Genomic DNA, 15,437 nt, shown 5'->3' on the forward strand with positions numbered 1-15,437 from the left:
TACGCCACGCTAGGGAACGTAGTCCACGCAGGAGGACGCTTAATCATTCCCTCAAGGAATTACGTACTGATAAAACGTCGTTTGTGACACCTCTGGCAAGTCTCAATACTTACCCGGATCAAAAAATGACCGTGCGATCCAGTCAGAGGGTTCAACATGGCTTCCCCGAACAACAAGAAACAGCGTTCCTTGCAACATGGCCTGACATCCCGTCAGGTATCGATGATTTCCATTGCCGGCATCATAGGCGCCGGGCTGTTCATTGGCTCCTCCAACGCCATCGCCACGGCAGGCCCGGCGATCCTCATTTCCTATGCCATGACCGGGCTGCTGGTGTTGCTGGTGATGCGCATGCTGGGCGAGATGGCCATCGCCAACCCCAACAGCGGTTCTTTTTCCACCTACGCCTCGCAGGCCATCGGCCCGTGGGCGGGCTTTACCATCGGCTGGCTGTACTGGTGGTTCTGGGTGCTGATCATTCCGGTCGAGGCCATCGCCGGCGCTGATATCCTGCATGCCTACTTTCCCGGGGTGCCGTCCTGGCTGTTCGCCTTCCTGATCATGCTCGTGCTATCGGGTACCAACCTGATCAGCGTCAAGAACTTCGGCGCCTTCGAGTACTGGTTCGCGTTGATCAAGGTCGTGGCCATCGTTGCCTTCATCGTCGTATGTACCCTGGCGGTGACTGGCTTCTGGCCCTTGGCCGACGTGTCCGGGGTCAGCCGACTCTGGGATACCGGGGGCTTCATGCCCAACGGCTTTGGCACCGTACTGGGCGGTGTACTGATCACCATCTTTTCGTTCTTCGGCGCGGAGATCGTCACCATCGCTGCCGACGAAACGGCCAACCCCAAGGACAAGATCCGTCGTGCCACCAACCTGGTGGTGTATCGCATCGCGATCTTCTACCTGGCTTCGATCTTCCTGGTGGTTTCGCTGGTCGCCTGGAATGACCCAGGGCTCAAGGCAGTCGGCTCGTTCCAACGGGTCCTTGAGGTGCTGAACGTGCCTGGCGCCAAGCTGCTGGTGGACATGGTGGTGCTGGTGGCCGTGACCAGTTGCATGAACTCGGGGCTGTATACCGCCTCGCGCATGCTGTATTCGCTGGGCGCCCGCGGGCAGGCTCTGCCCATCACCCGGCGCATTGCAGGCTCCGGCGTGCCTACGGTCGCGGTGATCCTCTCGACGTTGGCAGGGTTTGCCGGGTGTCTGGTCAACTATGTGTTCCCAGGCAAGGTGTTCGGCTTTCTGCTGTCCACCACCGGTGCCATCGCGTTGCTGGTGTATCTGGTCATCGCCGTGTCCCAACTGCGCATGCGCGCGCGCGCGGAGCGCGAAGGGCGCTTGCTGGAGCTGAAGATGTGGTTGTTCCCCTGGCTCACCTGGCTGGTGATCGCCACCATCGTCCTGGTGCTGGGGTACATGTTGTTCAGCGATGCCTACCGGTACGAGACATTGATGACAGCCGGGGTCACGACGTTCATCCTCGTGGTGGCGCTGGCCAGGCGCCCCGGCAAGGCGAGCCTGCAAACCGCGTGACCTATCTGCTTTAATGAGGGCGTAGCGCGCCCTCATTACAACAAGCACAGGAAGCGTATGAACGATCAAGCCTTGAGCCTGCAGGCAGTGGCTGCCCCGGATGGCATTTGCTATGGCTGTGGCAGCGCCCATCCGCACGGGCTCCGTGTACAAAGCCATTGGGCCGAAGACGGCATTCATCTGGTCTGTCGACACACCCCCGACGCTACCTTTACCGGCTGGCCGGGGCTGGTCTATGGCGGATTGCTGGCAATGCTGGTGGACTGCCACTCCAATTGGACGGCCATGGCCTATCACTATCGAAGCGAAGGCCGGGCGCCTGGCAGCTTGCCGCGTATCGATTGCGTCACTGGCCGCCTGGGGCTTGAGTACCTCAAACCGACACCCATGGGGGTTGAGCTGCTGCTCAAGGCTCGAGTCGAGGGAGAAGTGGCACGCAAAAGCCGGGTGATCTGCGAGGTGTGGGCCGCTGGGGTGCTCACCGTCAGGGCCGATTCGGTGTTCGTTCGTGTCGATACCGATGCATTGCAGCGCCAAGCCCACGCAAGGGCGTGAGTTCGTTCCGGCCAAGCCTGCCTGAGCGGGAGAACGCGTGATGCTGCAACTCATTCCTGCCACTGACAGTGATCTGACGTTCGCCCGCGACCTGACGCGCCGCCTCATGCTGCCGTATTACCACCAATACGACCTGCTCTGGGTGGAGCAGGCTTTCGACCAGGCCTGGCAGTGGCGCGAGCAGTGGCTGGTGACCGATACCGACGCCGTGTTGGGTTTCTGCAGCCTCAGCCAGGATAGCCAGGCACTGTTCATCCGGGAGTTGCATTTGCTTCCCGCTTACCAGGGGCAGGGGATTGGCAGCTGGGTGCTCGAAACGCTCGCACAATGGGCAGCCCAACGGCGCTTGGCGCTACTCAGGCTGATGGTGTTTCGCACCAATCCGGCGCGCAGGCTTTACCAGCGACAAGGGTTCGTCGAAATGGGCGAGGATGATTGTTTTGTGCGCATGCAGCGCAGGATCGATTGCTCAGGGCAATGATGCCTTGTCCCAGTCGTCCGGCAGCGGCATAGTGCCCTTTGTAACCGAGGCAGCGGTGCATGTGGACGTGGCGCTGCTCGGAGATACCCAGGGACAAGGAGACGCCCGGATGAATGGAATCGGCCCCCGGCTGCGGGAAGAACGTGAACGGCTGGGTATGACCCAGCGTGTATTCGGCGATATCGGTGGGGTGGAACCCAACGCGCAGGGCAAATACGAAAGTGGGGAGCGCATGCCACGTGTCGATTACCTGGCTGCGGTAGCGGCCAGGGGGGTTGATGCGCTGTATGTTCTGAACGGGGTACGCATCCCTGTACCCTTGCATGGGCTTAGTGCGCAGGAGTCGGACGTGCTCAACGCGCTTCGGGGCCTGGCTGAGGCCGACAAGGCGGCGATTGTTCACCTGTTGAAACGTCTGTCTGACCACAGGCATGAGCAGCCGGGGCGTATATATTCAGACCCAGGTCGTCAGTCGTTTCTGACGAAAGCAATGCGCTAGGCCGGTCTTGAAAAATTTTGTTAAGGTGGCGTCATACAATCGCCCTGCTGAAGAGGTGTGTGCTTGATTAGGGTCCTAGTGGTCGACGACCACGATCTGGTACGAACCGGTATTACGCGCATGCTGGCCGATATCGACGGCTTGCAGGTAGTAGGTGAAGGGGACTCCGGCGAATCGGCGCTCAAGCTTGCGCGCGAGCTCAAGCCAGACGTTGTGCTGATGGACGTCAAGATGCCTGGCATCGGTGGTCTTGAGGCCACGCGCAAGTTGCTGCGCAGCCACCCTGACATAAAGGTGGTGGCAGTGACCGTGTGTGAAGAAGACCCGTTCCCCACGCGCCTGCTGCAAGCCGGGGCGGCCGGCTACCTGACCAAGGGCGCCGGCCTCGACGAGATGGTCCAGGCCATTCGCCTGGCATTTGCCGGCCAACGCTACATCAGCCCGCAGATTGCTCAGCAGTTGGCGCTCAAGTCGTTCCAGCCACAGGGCTCGCCATTCGATGCATTGTCCGAGCGTGAAATCCAGATTGCCCTGATGATCGTCGGCTGCCAGAAAGTGCAGATCATTTCCGACAAGTTGTGCCTCTCGCCCAAGACCGTCAATACCTACCGGTACCGGATCTTTGAAAAACTCTCGGTCACCAGCGACGTCGAACTGACATTGCTGGCCGTTCGCCACGGTATGGTTGACGCAAGCCTGTAAATCTCATGTCTGAAGTCTTTGATGCCAGCGCATTCCTGGCGACCTGCAGTGGTCGCCCGGGTGTGTACCGAATGTTCGACGCCGATGCGCGGCTGCTCTACGTGGGCAAGGCCAAGAACCTCAAGAAACGCTTGGCCAGTTATTTTCGCAAGTCCGGGCTGGCGCCCAAGACCGCTGCACTAGTCAGCCGCATCGCCCAGGTGGAAACCACCATCACCGCCAACGAAACCGAGGCGCTGCTGCTGGAGCAGAACCTGATCAAGGAGTGGCGCCCGCCGTACAACATCCTGCTGCGTGACGACAAGTCCTATCCTTATGTATTCCTTTCCGACGGTCAGTTCCCGCGGCTTGGCATTCATCGGGGCGCGAAGAAAGCCAAGGGGCGCTACTTCGGCCCCTACCCAAGTGCTGGGGCCATCCGCGAGAGCCTCAGCGTGCTGCAAAAGACCTTTCTGGTACGGCAATGCGAAGACAGCTACTACGCCAACCGCACCCGTCCATGCCTGCAATACCAGATCAAGCGCTGCAAGGGGCCCTGCACCGGCCTGGTCAGCGCCGAGGAATATGCCGAGGACGTACGCCATTCGGTGATGTTCCTGGAAGGGCGCAGCCAGCAGTTGGGCAATGAGCTCAATGCCGAGATGGAAAAGGCCGCCATGGACCTCAATTTCGAAAAAGCAGCCGAACTGCGCGACCAGATCGGCCTGCTGCGCCGCGTACAGGACCAGCAGTACATCGAAGGGGGCAGCGGCGAAGTCGACGTCATTGCCGCGTTCGTCAACCCCGGTGGCGCTTGCGTCCACATGATCAGCGTCCGTGGTGGGCGTGTGCTAGGGAGCAAGAACTTCTTCCCGCAGGTCGGCATCGAGGAAGACGTTTCCGAGGTGATGGCGGCATTCGTTTCCCAGTACTACGTCGGCAACCCGGAGCGTGAGTTGCCGGGGGAGCTGATCGTGAACGTGGTGCACGAGGACTTCGCGGCCATCACCGAGGCCCTCAACGCCCTGCGCGGCCGCGAGCTGACCATCAGCCATCGTGTGCGTGGCACCCGTGCGCGCTGGCAGCAATTGGCAGTGACTAACGCCGAGCAGGCGCTCAACGCACGCCTGGCTAACCGCCAGCACATGGCAGCACGCTTCGACGCACTGGCCGAAGTACTGGGCCTGGACGAAGTGCCGCAGCGCCTGGAGTGCTACGACATCAGCCACTCCAGTGGCGAGGCGACGGTCGCCAGCTGCGTGGTGTTCGGGCCGGAAGGGCCGATCAAGTCGGACTACCGGCGCTTCAATATCGAGGGCGTCACGGCCGGCGACGACTACGCCGCCATGCACCAGGCCCTGACCCGTCGTTACGGACGCATTCGCGATGGCGAGGGCAAGCTGCCGGACGTGCTGCTGGTGGACGGGGGCAAGGGCCAGTTGAACATGGCGCGCGATGTGATGCAGGAACTGGGGTTCAGCGAGTTGACCCTGCTTGGCGTGGCCAAAGGCGTGACGCGCAAGGCTGGTTTCGAAACCCTCTACCTGAACGATGTGCACAACGAATTCACCCTCAAGGGTGATTCGCCAGCGCTGCACTTGATCCAGCAGATCCGCGACGAGGCCCACCGCTTCGCGATCACCGGCCACCGTGCCCGTCGCGGCAAGGCCCGGCGGGTGTCGAGCCTGGAGGATGTGGCAGGCGTCGGGCCCAAGCGCAGGCGGGACTTGCTGAAACATTTCGGCGGCCTGCAAGAGCTCAACCGCGCCAGTGTCGACGAGATTGCCAAGGCACCGGGTATCAGTAAAAAGCTTGCCGAGTCGATTTATGCCAGCCTGCATAGCGAGTAGAATGCCGGGTTCAACCCGCGGCCAGTCGTACCGATGAATATTCCAAACCTGCTCACCGTTCTACGCGTTCTGCTCATCCCGATTTTCATCCTGCTGTTCTACATGCCGTTCCATTGGAGCTACATGGCCGCCAGCAGCGTATTTGCCGTCGCCGCCGCCACCGACTGGCTGGATGGCTACCTGGCGCGTCGGTTGCAGCAGAGCACCCCGTTCGGTGCGTTCCTGGACCCGGTGGCCGACAAGCTCATGGTCGCCGTTGCGCTGGTGCTGCTGGTGCAGACCCACGCCAACTTCTGGCTCACCTTGCCCGCTGCGGTCATCATCGGTCGCGAGATTGTGGTGTCGGCGCTGCGCGAGTGGATGGCCGAACTGGGCGCGCGGGCGCACGTGGCCGTGTCTAACCTGGGCAAGTGGAAGACGGCTGCACAAATGCTGGCGTTGGTGATCCTGCTGGGCAACCCGCCAGCGGTAACCTTCTGGGTGATCCTGGGTTATGGGTTGTTGTTAGTCGCGGCGGGCTTGACCCTGTGGTCGATGGTGCATTACCTGGTGGCTGCCTGGCCGCACCTGCGCGAAGGCTCGGAGCAGAAATAAAAGTTTCTTTGAATCAAGGGGTTGACGCCATTTTGGATATCGCTACAATGGCACCCATCACGACGCGGGAATAGCTCAGTTGGTAGAGCACGACCTTGCCAAGGTCGGGGTCGCGAGTTCGAGTCTCGTTTCCCGCTCCAATTTAGGTTCTGTAGACGTCCACCGAAGTCTGCAAGCCATTGAAAACAGGGCCTTTTGGCCCTTTTTTCATTCCAGCGAAGTCTACTGGAATTCACCCACATCTGTACGGATCACCCACATGGGTTACAAAAAAGTACACTCACACAGGTAACACCTGGAGTGTCACATATCCATCGATTGCATCCCTCTCATCGATCCTTCCAAGAATGATTGGACCGAAGATAACATCCCAGATCCCGTCTTCTACTTCCTCCAGTCCAATGGTCTGATGCTTGAGCACATTCCCCGCGTAGATCCTTAGGCCACGTCGATTGACTATGCCTGAGCAGTCGGCCTGGAGGCTATCGATGTGACTCGGGTAGGTCATGTCTGGCAGCTTTTCAGGGTGCTGGCGCGGTGAAGGTTCATAGCAGGATGCCGGTGTTTTCTGCTTCAGTGCTTCATGCAGACGTTCGTGATTGTAGTGCTGCATGAACCGGTCAAAGTGTTGTTGTTGAGCATCCCATTCAATTGCGGGCGGTGATGGAAGCGTGCTTTTCAGGGTCCGATGCATACGTTCATGTCGACCATTTTGCTCAGGCCTTCCGGGTGCGATCCGCTCAGGAATGATCCCAAGGCGCAACCACCAGATTGATAGCTGAGAAAGGCCAGCTCGTCCCTTACTTGCAAACGGGACCCCATTGTCGGTGCGGATGCGCTCCGGTAGACCATACTCGCGAAACACGCGGGTAAAAACTGCTTGGGTTTCCTGAAAATTGGTATTCGCCATGCTGTGGCACGCCAGCAAGAATCGACTGGCGTGATGCATGATGGTTAATGGATAACACCAGACTCCCGCACCCGTCAGGAACTGCCCTTTGTAATCGGCGCTGAACAGCTGGTTAGGGGTTTCTGCTTTCTGTAATGGCTTAGGGTAAACCGCGACGCGCTGACGCAATCGCCGTGGTTTGACGAGCTCAGCTTTCTTCAGGATGTTGTAGATCGAGGTCTTAGATGGCGGTTTCTGATCGGGGAAGCGCTCCTGCAAAGCCGCCTGGATTTTCTTGGGGCCGGGTTCTGTCTCGCCTCGACCGCGCAATTCAGTGATCGCCTCATGCACCGCAAGCGGCACCACCCATTCCTGGGAATGCCGACGACGGCTAAGGTCTTGGAGGCCGGCAGGTCCGTCCTTCTCATAGCGCTTGACCCACTTGTAGCCAGTCTTACGACTGATTTCATAGGCTTGGCAAAGCGCACTGAAGCTGGGCGGACCCTTGATGTAGTCCGCGATGAACAGCAGTTTCAGGTCCATAGGTCTCAGCTCTCGCCATGGCATGGTCAGATCCTCAAAAACCGACCCTGCCAATTAAAAACTGTTACCCATGTGTGTGAACTGATTGGTAACCCATGTGGGTGAGTCATACCAAAGCAAGGGCAGGAAGCGCTTTTTTGGCAAGGGAAAAGATTCGCCTGATCATGCTGTTGCCTCATGGCGCTGCAACACTTCGAGCGTGTGGAAGTAGCGTGTCTTGCGAAATGCCATGACGGCGGTTCCCAGGCTAAGCAATGGCAGGAGAGAAACGGCGGCAAGGCTGGGTTTATCGAACAGGGCTGCCAAGCCCACCAGGAATAGCAAGGCCACCAGTACTGTTCCCACCCAGAACAGCTTGTTCTTCCTGATGCTGAAGGCTTGTCCGGACGTATTCTGCCGGGATTTTGTTCGGGCTATGAGATAGGCCAGCACGAACAGAGTGGTGGATAGCAGATTCATGGTGAGAAGCACTGCTGCTTCGGCAAATGATGCGCCCTCCACAAGGTAGGGAGAGCGGATCAGGACCCACCCGCCACACGCACAAAGCGCATAGAACCAGGCGTCCTTGTACTTGGCAGGGCGTAGCTGGCAATGTTCGTTCAGCCAGTCGAATGCCTGCTTTTCGAGTTGGTTTGGTGCTTCATTGATGATCAGGGATATGGCGGGGCCGCGTTGTTCGAGCACTCTTTTGCCATCCAATTCGATCACATTAAAGTCGTGATCCATTCTGATCTTATCAAGGCGATGCCCTTCGCCCTGAAGCAACTTGAAGATCGTATCGTGCGCATTTTCGTCTGCCTGCTCGAACCGTATTTCCATCAGGCTCATTTCCTTGTTGATAGTGACTGAGGCGACGGGGGGAGTGGGTGCCCGTGGCGATTTACCAGGCGGTAGCCGAAGCTGGCGGGGTGGTCGTAGGCTGGGCGATAGTAGGTGTCGGTGCGGGATTTGACTGGCCGGGTATCCAGCCCGCGCAGGTCGGGAGCGGGGCCGCAGAGATTCTGGACTTCGTCGCTACATCCAGCGTTCTCGGAGCCACGGCGTGTGTACCTATCGAGCAACGGGCTGAAGCAGGGCCAGTGCCATACGCGAACCAGCCATCAGGCCTGCTTGGCCGGCTCGAAGCGTAGCGGGTTGCCCCAGCGATCCACCAGCCGGTAGCTGGCACCGTCAGGGCGGTAGTAGACATCGGTGCGGGATTTGACCGGGCGGGTGTTCAGGCCGCGCAGATCGGGGTTGGGGCCGCAGAGGTTCTTGACCTCATCGTTCCATTCAAAGCCCTCAAGGCGACGGCGTGCACGACTATCCAGCCATGGGCCAAAACAAAAATAATGCCAGATACGGCCCAAGGGGTAGATAACGTACTTGCCGTCCCAGCCTGTGGCACAGATACGTTTAGGCCCGTCGCGTTGTTCAGGGTCTTCCACTAGCCCTTGCTGTATCGCTTGTGGGTGCGGCTGAATAGCCTGTAGGCCGTGTTCCATATAGCGCCGCATAAACTCCAGACGCTGTAGATTGCTGTGGATAGAGGAATGATCTTCATTGCTTAATGCGATATCGATACCATAGATATCTCGTAGATTGTCATCAAGTGTACCGGGCGCGCGAGAGGTGCGGAGATTGAATTCCTCTGCATCCGCTTGGGGACGAGGTACGCAGATACGCATCATGCTGGATGGCCAAAAGCCGGTTTGTACTAAGGGGACTGCGTTCCGCCAAGGAATATGGGCAACATGTCCCTTACCATTGTCGATATGTACTAGTTGAGCCTGGCGGTTATAACGAGTACGGCCGAGTTTTTCTTTTCCAAATCGGAATGTTACGAAATAAATAATGGGGCCAATAACTACAAGTACGATAAGATAAAAAAGTAGCAGGGAAATGGGATCCTCGTTACCAACAATCAAGTGGGAGAGCAGTAATAACACCATGCCATTGTGAAATCCCCAAAAGATTTTTTCTCCGCCTGAGGCGCGGGTTTCCATTGGTGGTTCTATAAAGTGGTCATTGAACCTTTCGGTGTCGCCAATGTTAATGTTGCAAAATACATCTGCCGGCCACATGGCGATATCCAATGGAGGAAGTTTGTTTACATTGCTTTTGTGTGTTTCTTTTTTGATCAGCTCGCTGAATTCGGTAAGGTCAGGGTTGGGGTGCTGACGCACCCACTCCAGTTCCTCACGCCAGAGTTGGTCGATTCTGGCGTTCAGTTCCTCCCTGGTTTGTGGTAGTTCCTGTTGTTGATTCATGTCTTCTTCATTTCCAATACAAAGTTGGGCTCAGCAAAACCATTGGGCAAATACTTGACCTCAATATCACCCCCTAAAGTGTCTGTATGGTAATTAATATAGCCGACGCCGTTGCGAAGTTGAACCAAGTCCGGGTTATCTAGCGTTTTTTGTATGCCGGCAAACTTGAATTCATTATGTTGGGTGATGGTATAGGCGCTAACCTCTGGTTGCCAGCCGGGTAAGGCCACAGTGACGGTACGGGCATCTGCTGGTAACTGGCTGCCATGTTTTACTTGGTTGATGGCGCCCCATACTGGGAAAGTCAAAGAGCCCAGCGTTCTCAGTACTGCTGCATCTGTTTCGATATGGGGCTCCATAAAAAACCGATAGAATTCTTTGATTTCCTCTTTGGGAGTAAATTCGGTCAGAGGTTCATCGCTACGAAACAAGCGTTTACGCATGCCGGTTCCCCAGATACTGCGGGCAATCCAATCCGTAACCTTACTCTCATCGGCGTTTTGCTCGTTCCAGTTTTTTACGGCTTGGTAGGTAGCAGTCAGGGCGATTAATATGCATCCAATCCATCCTGAACCCAAACGGGCGATTCCGAGGGCTAATCGGGCAGCACCTGAAGTGTCGGCATGCACCGCTAAATTTATCATCACTCTTCGGGAGAGCGATGATAAGTAGCTGCTACTATTTTGCCTACTTAGATTGCCCATTAGGTGTAATCCACCAACTGTTGTAGCTGCGGCTTGTAAGACGCTCCCCACTGCATGAGCGGTTGCTTGGCTGCCGGAGGAGGAGTTTGCAGTTAACCAGAGCTCTTTGATACTTGTTGTCGCTGCGGATAGTGCTAGTAGCCCTACTGCTAAGTTCCCGTAGATTGTTGCTCTTTGTTTCGCAAGCTCACTTCCCGCTTGGTTCGCTCGGGTCATAGCTGCTGCTTCTCTGCCTTGATACCCTGCTTCGCTGATTACAGCTAGAGCACTACCGGTTTCTATTATGCTTGAAGCCAAATTAAGGGAGTTGACTAAAGTCCATCCATCTTTTTCGCCAATCTTACTCACCACCTCTTGTAAGTTGCGGGTGCTCAGATAGACACCAAAAGACCCGATGGTAAACTTGATCCCATGCCAATTATTAGATTTTCCCCTTACTTGCTTGGCATTATCCTCAATTTCACTCAAGTGGCTTTGTATCGGTTCGCTCTTGTATAAAGAAATGAGTTCGTTGGCGTGTCTAGCCATGGTGATCGGACGGAAGCCGTTGATTGGTTTTCCGCCGTTGTTCTCCAGTAGCCACTTGCCGGCGTCTTTTAGCGGTACGGTTTCACGTTGGGCAAGAGTTCCATCCATTAACTGGAACGCACGAAAATACATGCTGCGTTCAAATGCTTCGGGGGTGCGCAGGCGAGTACGAGCTACCAGTTCTGTGACGATGTTGCTCAGATAGCGGCTGGTATCGTCTGGAGGCACCTTGTTTGCTAACTCGCGTGTGATGTCAGCAACCCGGCTAGCGGCGATTAGAGCACTCTGCTGCCCGATAGACGCATCGATAAACTCCGCGAAATCTGGAAATCCCTTGATGGCGCGTGCCATCAGACCAGTAGGGCCGGCTTCGGGCAGCATGGCTTCCAGAACCTGGCGGCCCTGCGGATCGCAGGCAAGCACGGTCATCGAGTAGGTGACGGCGCGGCGCAGGCAGATAAAGCTTTCTACATCGGTTTCATCGTACAACTGCATGACGGCGCCGTGGCGAAGTTCCAGGGCGGTGTACATGGCATAGGCCGCAGCAGCGGCTTTATCAATGGCGGCGATGAACTCATCGCGCTTCTGTTCATAGGTGGCCATGAAGTCGCGGCGCTCATCGTTGCGGGCGCTTTCCAGACGTTTTCTGCGAGCCTCCTTCGAGGCACGAACGGCTTCCTTATAGACTACGTTCTGAGTAGCGTTCGTTGCGTGTTTTATTCCACCCCAGACCGCATCATTGTTGAGCCTGTCTTGCCTGACGCTATCTTCCTTCTGTTGGCCTAATTCATCAATCCACTTCGACACCATGACCTTGCGCGGCACCTGCTCGCGATCAGACCATTCCTGCAGATCCAGCACGCACCTGCCGGTGAGGTGGCCGAACTCGCTCATGACGCCAACCGGGTCATGCAGCGCCACGGCCACGGGGGCCTGGCGCTGCGACTGGCCGGGCTGCTGGGAGCGGCGTTGACAGACGAGGTGAATCGTCTCGCCGCCGAGCATTTCCTGTGGCTGGTTTTCGCTCCATTCAAGCAGTGACAGACGCTGTTTTTCGTCCTCGGCCAGGGCGGGTATGTCCTTCAGCGTTTCGGTGCCCAGCACATGGGGTTGCCGGGGGCCACCTTTGAGGCGGATCTCCGTGGTAGTGGCGGTGCGCAGCCCGCCTTCATTGCGTTCCAGCTTGCCCAGTACGGTAGCGGTGAGCGGTGTATCGCAGACCAGCAGATAGGCCGTGTCGCCGATGTCACGCTCGGCGGTTGGCAGCGGCGCGGTGATGAAGCCGACAGCCGACGAGACCGTGGGCATGACGGTAACCGGGATGCCTTGCTGATCGGTCGAGGTCGTGGTTGTGCCGGCTTCTTCGGAGGTGACAACCTCGGCGAACTGCACCGCATCCGTTACCTGGTAATGCTTGTGCTTGAACGTGCCATTCTCGGTGTACAGCAGGTAAAGCTGGGTGCGCGGGCGCAGCTCGCGTACGCCCAGATGGTAGCCGTCGCCCAGTTCGGCATAACCGGAAAAATTCAGCGTCGGGAACTTGGCGCGGGGGAACTCATGGCGCAGCACGGCATAGCGCAACGGGTAGATCGCCAAACCCTGCTGCGGTGGCGGCAGGCGCAGCTGCACCAGATCAGTCCGCTTGTTCGGCGTGAGGGTATGGTCGAAGCGGCAGTTGGCGGTCTTGCTGTCAAGCCGCGAGCCCACCTGGCGGCAAGTGGTTTCTTCCGTGCTCATGCCGGGGTCTCCTGTCAATTAGCATCATTCGGTTCAAGGATTTCCAGGGAAAGCGATTCCATGCTCAGGCCACGCTGAACATCGACCATGCCCTGGCTGTCGGTAACGCCCTCGATCGTCGCGCCGTCGGCACGGGTAATGACGTAGGCGTAATTGGCAGCAGGCTTGCCGTCATACAGCAGCACCTGGAACTTGTCGTCGAACTTCGCGTGCGGCCAGGTGTTCACCGTCCGGCTCAGTTGTCCCGGCCCCTCCTGCTGGTGATTCGCCGCCTTGACGATAAAGCTGCCGGGCATGCCCAGCTCGATGTTGCCGCCTTCCATTTTCAGGTAGGCGCCGCCGCACAGCAGGGTGATGTGCGTGCCGGCGTCGATCTGCACGTACTGCTGGGAAGCACTAAGCTCGATGCTCTGCTCGGCCTGCACCTTGATGCTGTTGTGCTGGGCCTGCACCAGCACCTCGCCCTGGTGGGCGATGTGGCGCAGGTCGCCACTCTGGGCGAACAGGCCGATTTCGTCACCGGCATTGAGCACGATGTTCTTGCCGGCCGTGAGGTGCTGGTGCTGCTGGGCTACGCTGTCGATATGCTCGCTGGCGGCGAGGGCGATGCTGCGCGAGGTGGCTACGGCAACGCCGGCCGGGGCGCTGACGGCGACCAGCGGTTCGCCGCCTGTGCCTGCGCCTTCGGGGTGGTCGTTGGCGCCGTGGTCAAGCTCGCGTACGGCAGTGGTCAGGGTCTGCTGCGGCTCGGGGTCGTGGCCGATACCCTGGTTGTCGCCGGCCACCTGGCCGAGATTGCGGGCCAGTTCCAGCGCGCTCTCCAACAGGGCGATGGCCTGGTCGCGGACAAGATGGCCGCCGCCTGCACCGGGCTGGGCCTCGGTTGAGAGCAGCAGGCCTCTGGCCGCGCGCAGGGCGGCGCTGGCATCGGTGCGCAGCTCGAAGCCCTCGCCACGGGGTTCGCCGCCCTTGGGTCGCGGGTGGGTGAGGTAGCCCAGGTGGAGGGCCGTGTCGGCATGGTCGCTCATCAGCGCGGCGCTGATCTCGCCATGGGTGTCGTCGATGCGCAGCTCGTTGGCACGGCCGGCCTGATGCTCCTTGCTGCGGATGGCGCTGAGGGTCTTGTGCACCGGCAGCTTGTAGGGAGTGGGATGGGTGGCCGGGTAGGCGCGGCCGGTGACGATGGGCTGGTCGCAGTCGCCGTCGAGGAAGTCGACGATGACCTCGTGGCCGATACGCGGGATGGCGATATGGCCCCAGGCCGGGCCGGCCCAGTTCTGGGCGACGCGCACCCAGCAGGAGCTGTGCTCGTCGCAGGCGGCGAGGCGATCCCAGGGGAACTGGATCTTCACACGGCCGAACTCGTCGCAGTAGATTTCCTCGCCCTCGGGGCCGACGACGGTGGCGATGCGCGGGCCGTCGATGCGCGGCTTGGGCGGCAGCGGCGCGCGCCAGTCGGCGTGGTCGGGCAGCAGCTCGGCGCTGAAGTGGTAGCGGGTGCCCTGTTCGGCGTCGGCGGCCTCTTCCTGCTGGCTGGTGGTCTGCACGCCTTCGTGGTGCAGGCGCAGGGTACGCCAGCCGCGGTTCATGTCGTCGCGCGGGTGGCCGCTGAGGGTAAACGCGGGGCCGGGCAGCAGGCGGGCATCGTCGCCCTCGACCCGGGCCAGACGGGCATCGCCGCGCAGGGCGAGCAGGCGGGTTTCGGTGAAGGGCCTGCCGGCCTCGTCCTGCTTGTAGCGTCCGGGGTAGCTGTAGCGCTCGTAGTCGCTGCGCTGGTGGTCGAGCTCGGGGCCGTCGATGCTGTGCTGCTGGTTGTAGCGCGGGTGGGTGAAGGTGTAGTCGCGCTGGGTCTGGCGGGCGGTGCGCACCTGCTCGGCATAGGCGAAGCGGTGCAGGGCCGGAGCGGGCTGGTCACCGCCAGCATTGGGATTGTAGGTGACGGGTTCACCGTCGAGGGTGCCGTGGCTGTAGAGGCGATCGCTGACGATCAGACGGTGGCCGTCGGCGCGGTGCTCGAAGGCGTAGTAGAAGCCTTCCTCGGCGGCGAGGCGCTCGACAAAGGCGAGGTCGGTCTCGCCGGCCTGGACGCAGTATTCGCGCGGCAGGTGCTCGCGGGTGGAGACCAGCTCGACATCGGAGATGCCGTGCTGCTTGAGAACCTGCTCGATGATCTGGGGAACGCTCAAGGCCTGGAAGATGCGCCAGTCGGCGCACAGGCCGAGGCGGGCCAGGGCGGGCTCGACGGTGGCACGGTAACGGGTGCGGCGGTGGCCGGTGTCGGCTTGTTCGAAGGTGCTGACCAGGCCATGGACATGGCGCACAACACTGCCCTGGGCGATGTGGAGGGTCAGGGGCTGGTCGAGGAGTTTGGCGAAATCGATGGCCGGGTCGAAGCTGGCCAGTTCGAGGTGCAGGCGAAAGGGGGTGGAGAGAGCCTCGTCGAGGGAGAAGGCGGCCACCTCGAAATCGCCGGCAGGTGCGGTGACGGTGAAGCGCAGGTCGGATTGGCGCGGCATGACGTGCTCCTTGCGGGCCGGCATGGGGTGTCCGGCAGTCCGTGGGCAAAGAGAAACCGCTGCCGGCGCTGG

The 15,437-nt window shown here is 59.3% G+C and carries 12 protein-coding genes and 1 tRNA gene; 8 read left to right on the plus strand and 5 right to left on the minus strand.

Annotated elements, in window-relative coordinates; all coding sequences use genetic code 11:
* Nucleotides 1-156 precede the first annotated feature (156 nt).
* From ACF8E5_RS10455 to ACF8E5_RS10490, 8 genes are all read left to right on the plus strand, one after another.
* Nucleotides 157-1,539, plus strand: coding sequence for an amino acid permease (locus ACF8E5_RS10455; RefSeq protein ID WP_100851900.1), 1,383 nt, complete (start codon nucleotides 157-159; stop codon nucleotides 1,537-1,539).
* A gap of 57 nt (nucleotides 1,540-1,596) precedes the next feature.
* On the plus strand, nucleotides 1,597-2,094 hold the full coding sequence (locus tag ACF8E5_RS10460; protein WP_392475240.1) for a PaaI family thioesterase: 498 nt from the start codon (nucleotides 1,597-1,599) through the stop codon (nucleotides 2,092-2,094).
* A gap of 37 nt (nucleotides 2,095-2,131) precedes the next feature.
* Nucleotides 2,132-2,575 carry a GNAT family N-acetyltransferase gene (locus ACF8E5_RS10465; RefSeq protein ID WP_197844712.1) on the plus strand — a complete coding sequence of 148 codons (444 nt, stop codon included), beginning with the start codon at nucleotides 2,132-2,134 and terminating at the stop codon, nucleotides 2,573-2,575.
* 109 nt (nucleotides 2,576-2,684) lie between these two features.
* Complete coding sequence (locus ACF8E5_RS10470; RefSeq protein ID WP_392475241.1) at nucleotides 2,685-3,074, plus strand: helix-turn-helix domain-containing protein; 390 nt, start codon at nucleotides 2,685-2,687, stop codon at nucleotides 3,072-3,074.
* 63 nt (nucleotides 3,075-3,137) lie between these two features.
* Entirely contained in the window at nucleotides 3,138-3,776 is a 639-nt protein-coding gene (uvrY, locus tag ACF8E5_RS10475) for a UvrY/SirA/GacA family response regulator transcription factor (protein ID WP_027916239.1), read from the plus strand.
* A gap of 5 nt (nucleotides 3,777-3,781) precedes the next feature.
* Complete coding sequence (gene uvrC, locus ACF8E5_RS10480; protein ID WP_196127930.1) at nucleotides 3,782-5,605, plus strand: excinuclease ABC subunit UvrC; 1,824 nt, start codon at nucleotides 3,782-3,784, stop codon at nucleotides 5,603-5,605.
* 33 nt (nucleotides 5,606-5,638) lie between these two features.
* Nucleotides 5,639-6,199: a CDP-diacylglycerol--glycerol-3-phosphate 3-phosphatidyltransferase gene (gene pgsA, locus ACF8E5_RS10485; RefSeq protein WP_023534788.1), complete on the plus strand. Its 561-nt coding sequence runs from the start codon at nucleotides 5,639-5,641 to the stop codon at nucleotides 6,197-6,199.
* 64 nt (nucleotides 6,200-6,263) lie between these two features.
* Nucleotides 6,264-6,339: transfer RNA gene (locus tag ACF8E5_RS10490), tRNA-Gly, on the plus strand.
* A gap of 140 nt (nucleotides 6,340-6,479) precedes the next feature.
* On the opposite strand, the gene ACF8E5_RS10495 is transcribed toward ACF8E5_RS10490, so the two are convergent.
* The 5 genes from ACF8E5_RS10495 to ACF8E5_RS10515 all read right to left on the minus strand — a co-directional run bounded on the left by ACF8E5_RS10495 (nucleotide 6,480) and on the right by ACF8E5_RS10515 (nucleotide 15,365).
* Nucleotides 6,480-7,655 carry an integrase core domain-containing protein gene (locus ACF8E5_RS10495; protein WP_196186370.1) on the minus strand — a complete coding sequence of 392 codons (1,176 nt, stop codon included), beginning with the start codon at nucleotides 7,653-7,655 and terminating at the stop codon, nucleotides 6,480-6,482.
* A gap of 138 nt (nucleotides 7,656-7,793) precedes the next feature.
* Nucleotides 7,794-8,450: a hypothetical protein gene (locus ACF8E5_RS10500; protein WP_197844709.1), complete on the minus strand. Its 657-nt coding sequence runs from the start codon at nucleotides 8,448-8,450 to the stop codon at nucleotides 7,794-7,796.
* Between the two features lie 281 nt (nucleotides 8,451-8,731).
* On the minus strand, nucleotides 8,732-9,880 hold the full coding sequence (locus ACF8E5_RS10505) for a hypothetical protein (RefSeq protein ID WP_196186372.1): 1,149 nt from the start codon (nucleotides 9,878-9,880) through the stop codon (nucleotides 8,732-8,734).
* Nucleotides 9,877-12,849: a hypothetical protein gene (locus ACF8E5_RS10510; RefSeq protein WP_196186373.1), complete on the minus strand. Its 2,973-nt coding sequence runs from the start codon at nucleotides 12,847-12,849 to the stop codon at nucleotides 9,877-9,879. The genes ACF8E5_RS10505 and ACF8E5_RS10510 overlap by 4 nt, the downstream gene beginning before the upstream one ends.
* Nucleotides 12,850-12,863: 14 nt before the next feature.
* The gene (locus ACF8E5_RS10515; RefSeq protein ID WP_392475243.1) at nucleotides 12,864-15,365 is read right to left on the minus strand and encodes a type VI secretion system Vgr family protein; all 2,502 of its coding nucleotides are present in this window, start codon (nucleotides 15,363-15,365) and stop codon (nucleotides 12,864-12,866) included.
* Nucleotides 15,366-15,437 lie beyond the last annotated feature (72 nt).

The organism is Pseudomonas sp. WSY_20 (assembly GCF_043104335.1).
Classification (GTDB): Bacteria; Pseudomonadota; Gammaproteobacteria; order Pseudomonadales; family Pseudomonadaceae; genus Aquipseudomonas; species Aquipseudomonas parafulva_B.

Coding starts and splice junctions, on each gene's coding strand:
- ACF8E5_RS10470 (WP_392475241.1), top strand. CDS start 2,685: ATGAATGGAATCGGCCCCCGGCTGCGGGAAGAACGTGAACGGCTGGGT.
- pgsA (WP_023534788.1), top strand. CDS start 5,639: ATGAATATTCCAAACCTGCTCACCGTTCTACGCGTTCTGCTCATCCCG.
- ACF8E5_RS10510 (WP_196186373.1), bottom strand. CDS start 12,849: ATGAGCACGGAAGAAACCACTTGCCGCCAGGTGGGCTCGCGGCTTGAC.
- ACF8E5_RS10495 (WP_196186370.1), bottom strand. CDS start 7,655: ATGCCATGGCGAGAGCTGAGACCTATGGACCTGAAACTGCTGTTCATC.
- ACF8E5_RS10455 (WP_100851900.1), top strand. CDS start 157: ATGGCTTCCCCGAACAACAAGAAACAGCGTTCCTTGCAACATGGCCTG.
- ACF8E5_RS10505 (WP_196186372.1), bottom strand. CDS start 9,880: ATGAATCAACAACAGGAACTACCACAAACCAGGGAGGAACTGAACGCC.
- uvrC (WP_196127930.1), top strand. CDS start 3,782: ATGTCTGAAGTCTTTGATGCCAGCGCATTCCTGGCGACCTGCAGTGGT.
- ACF8E5_RS10460 (WP_392475240.1), top strand. CDS start 1,597: ATGAACGATCAAGCCTTGAGCCTGCAGGCAGTGGCTGCCCCGGATGGC.
- ACF8E5_RS10515 (WP_392475243.1), bottom strand. CDS start 15,365: ATGCCGCGCCAATCCGACCTGCGCTTCACCGTCACCGCACCTGCCGGC.
- ACF8E5_RS10500 (WP_197844709.1), bottom strand. CDS start 8,450: ATGGAAATACGGTTCGAGCAGGCAGACGAAAATGCGCACGATACGATC.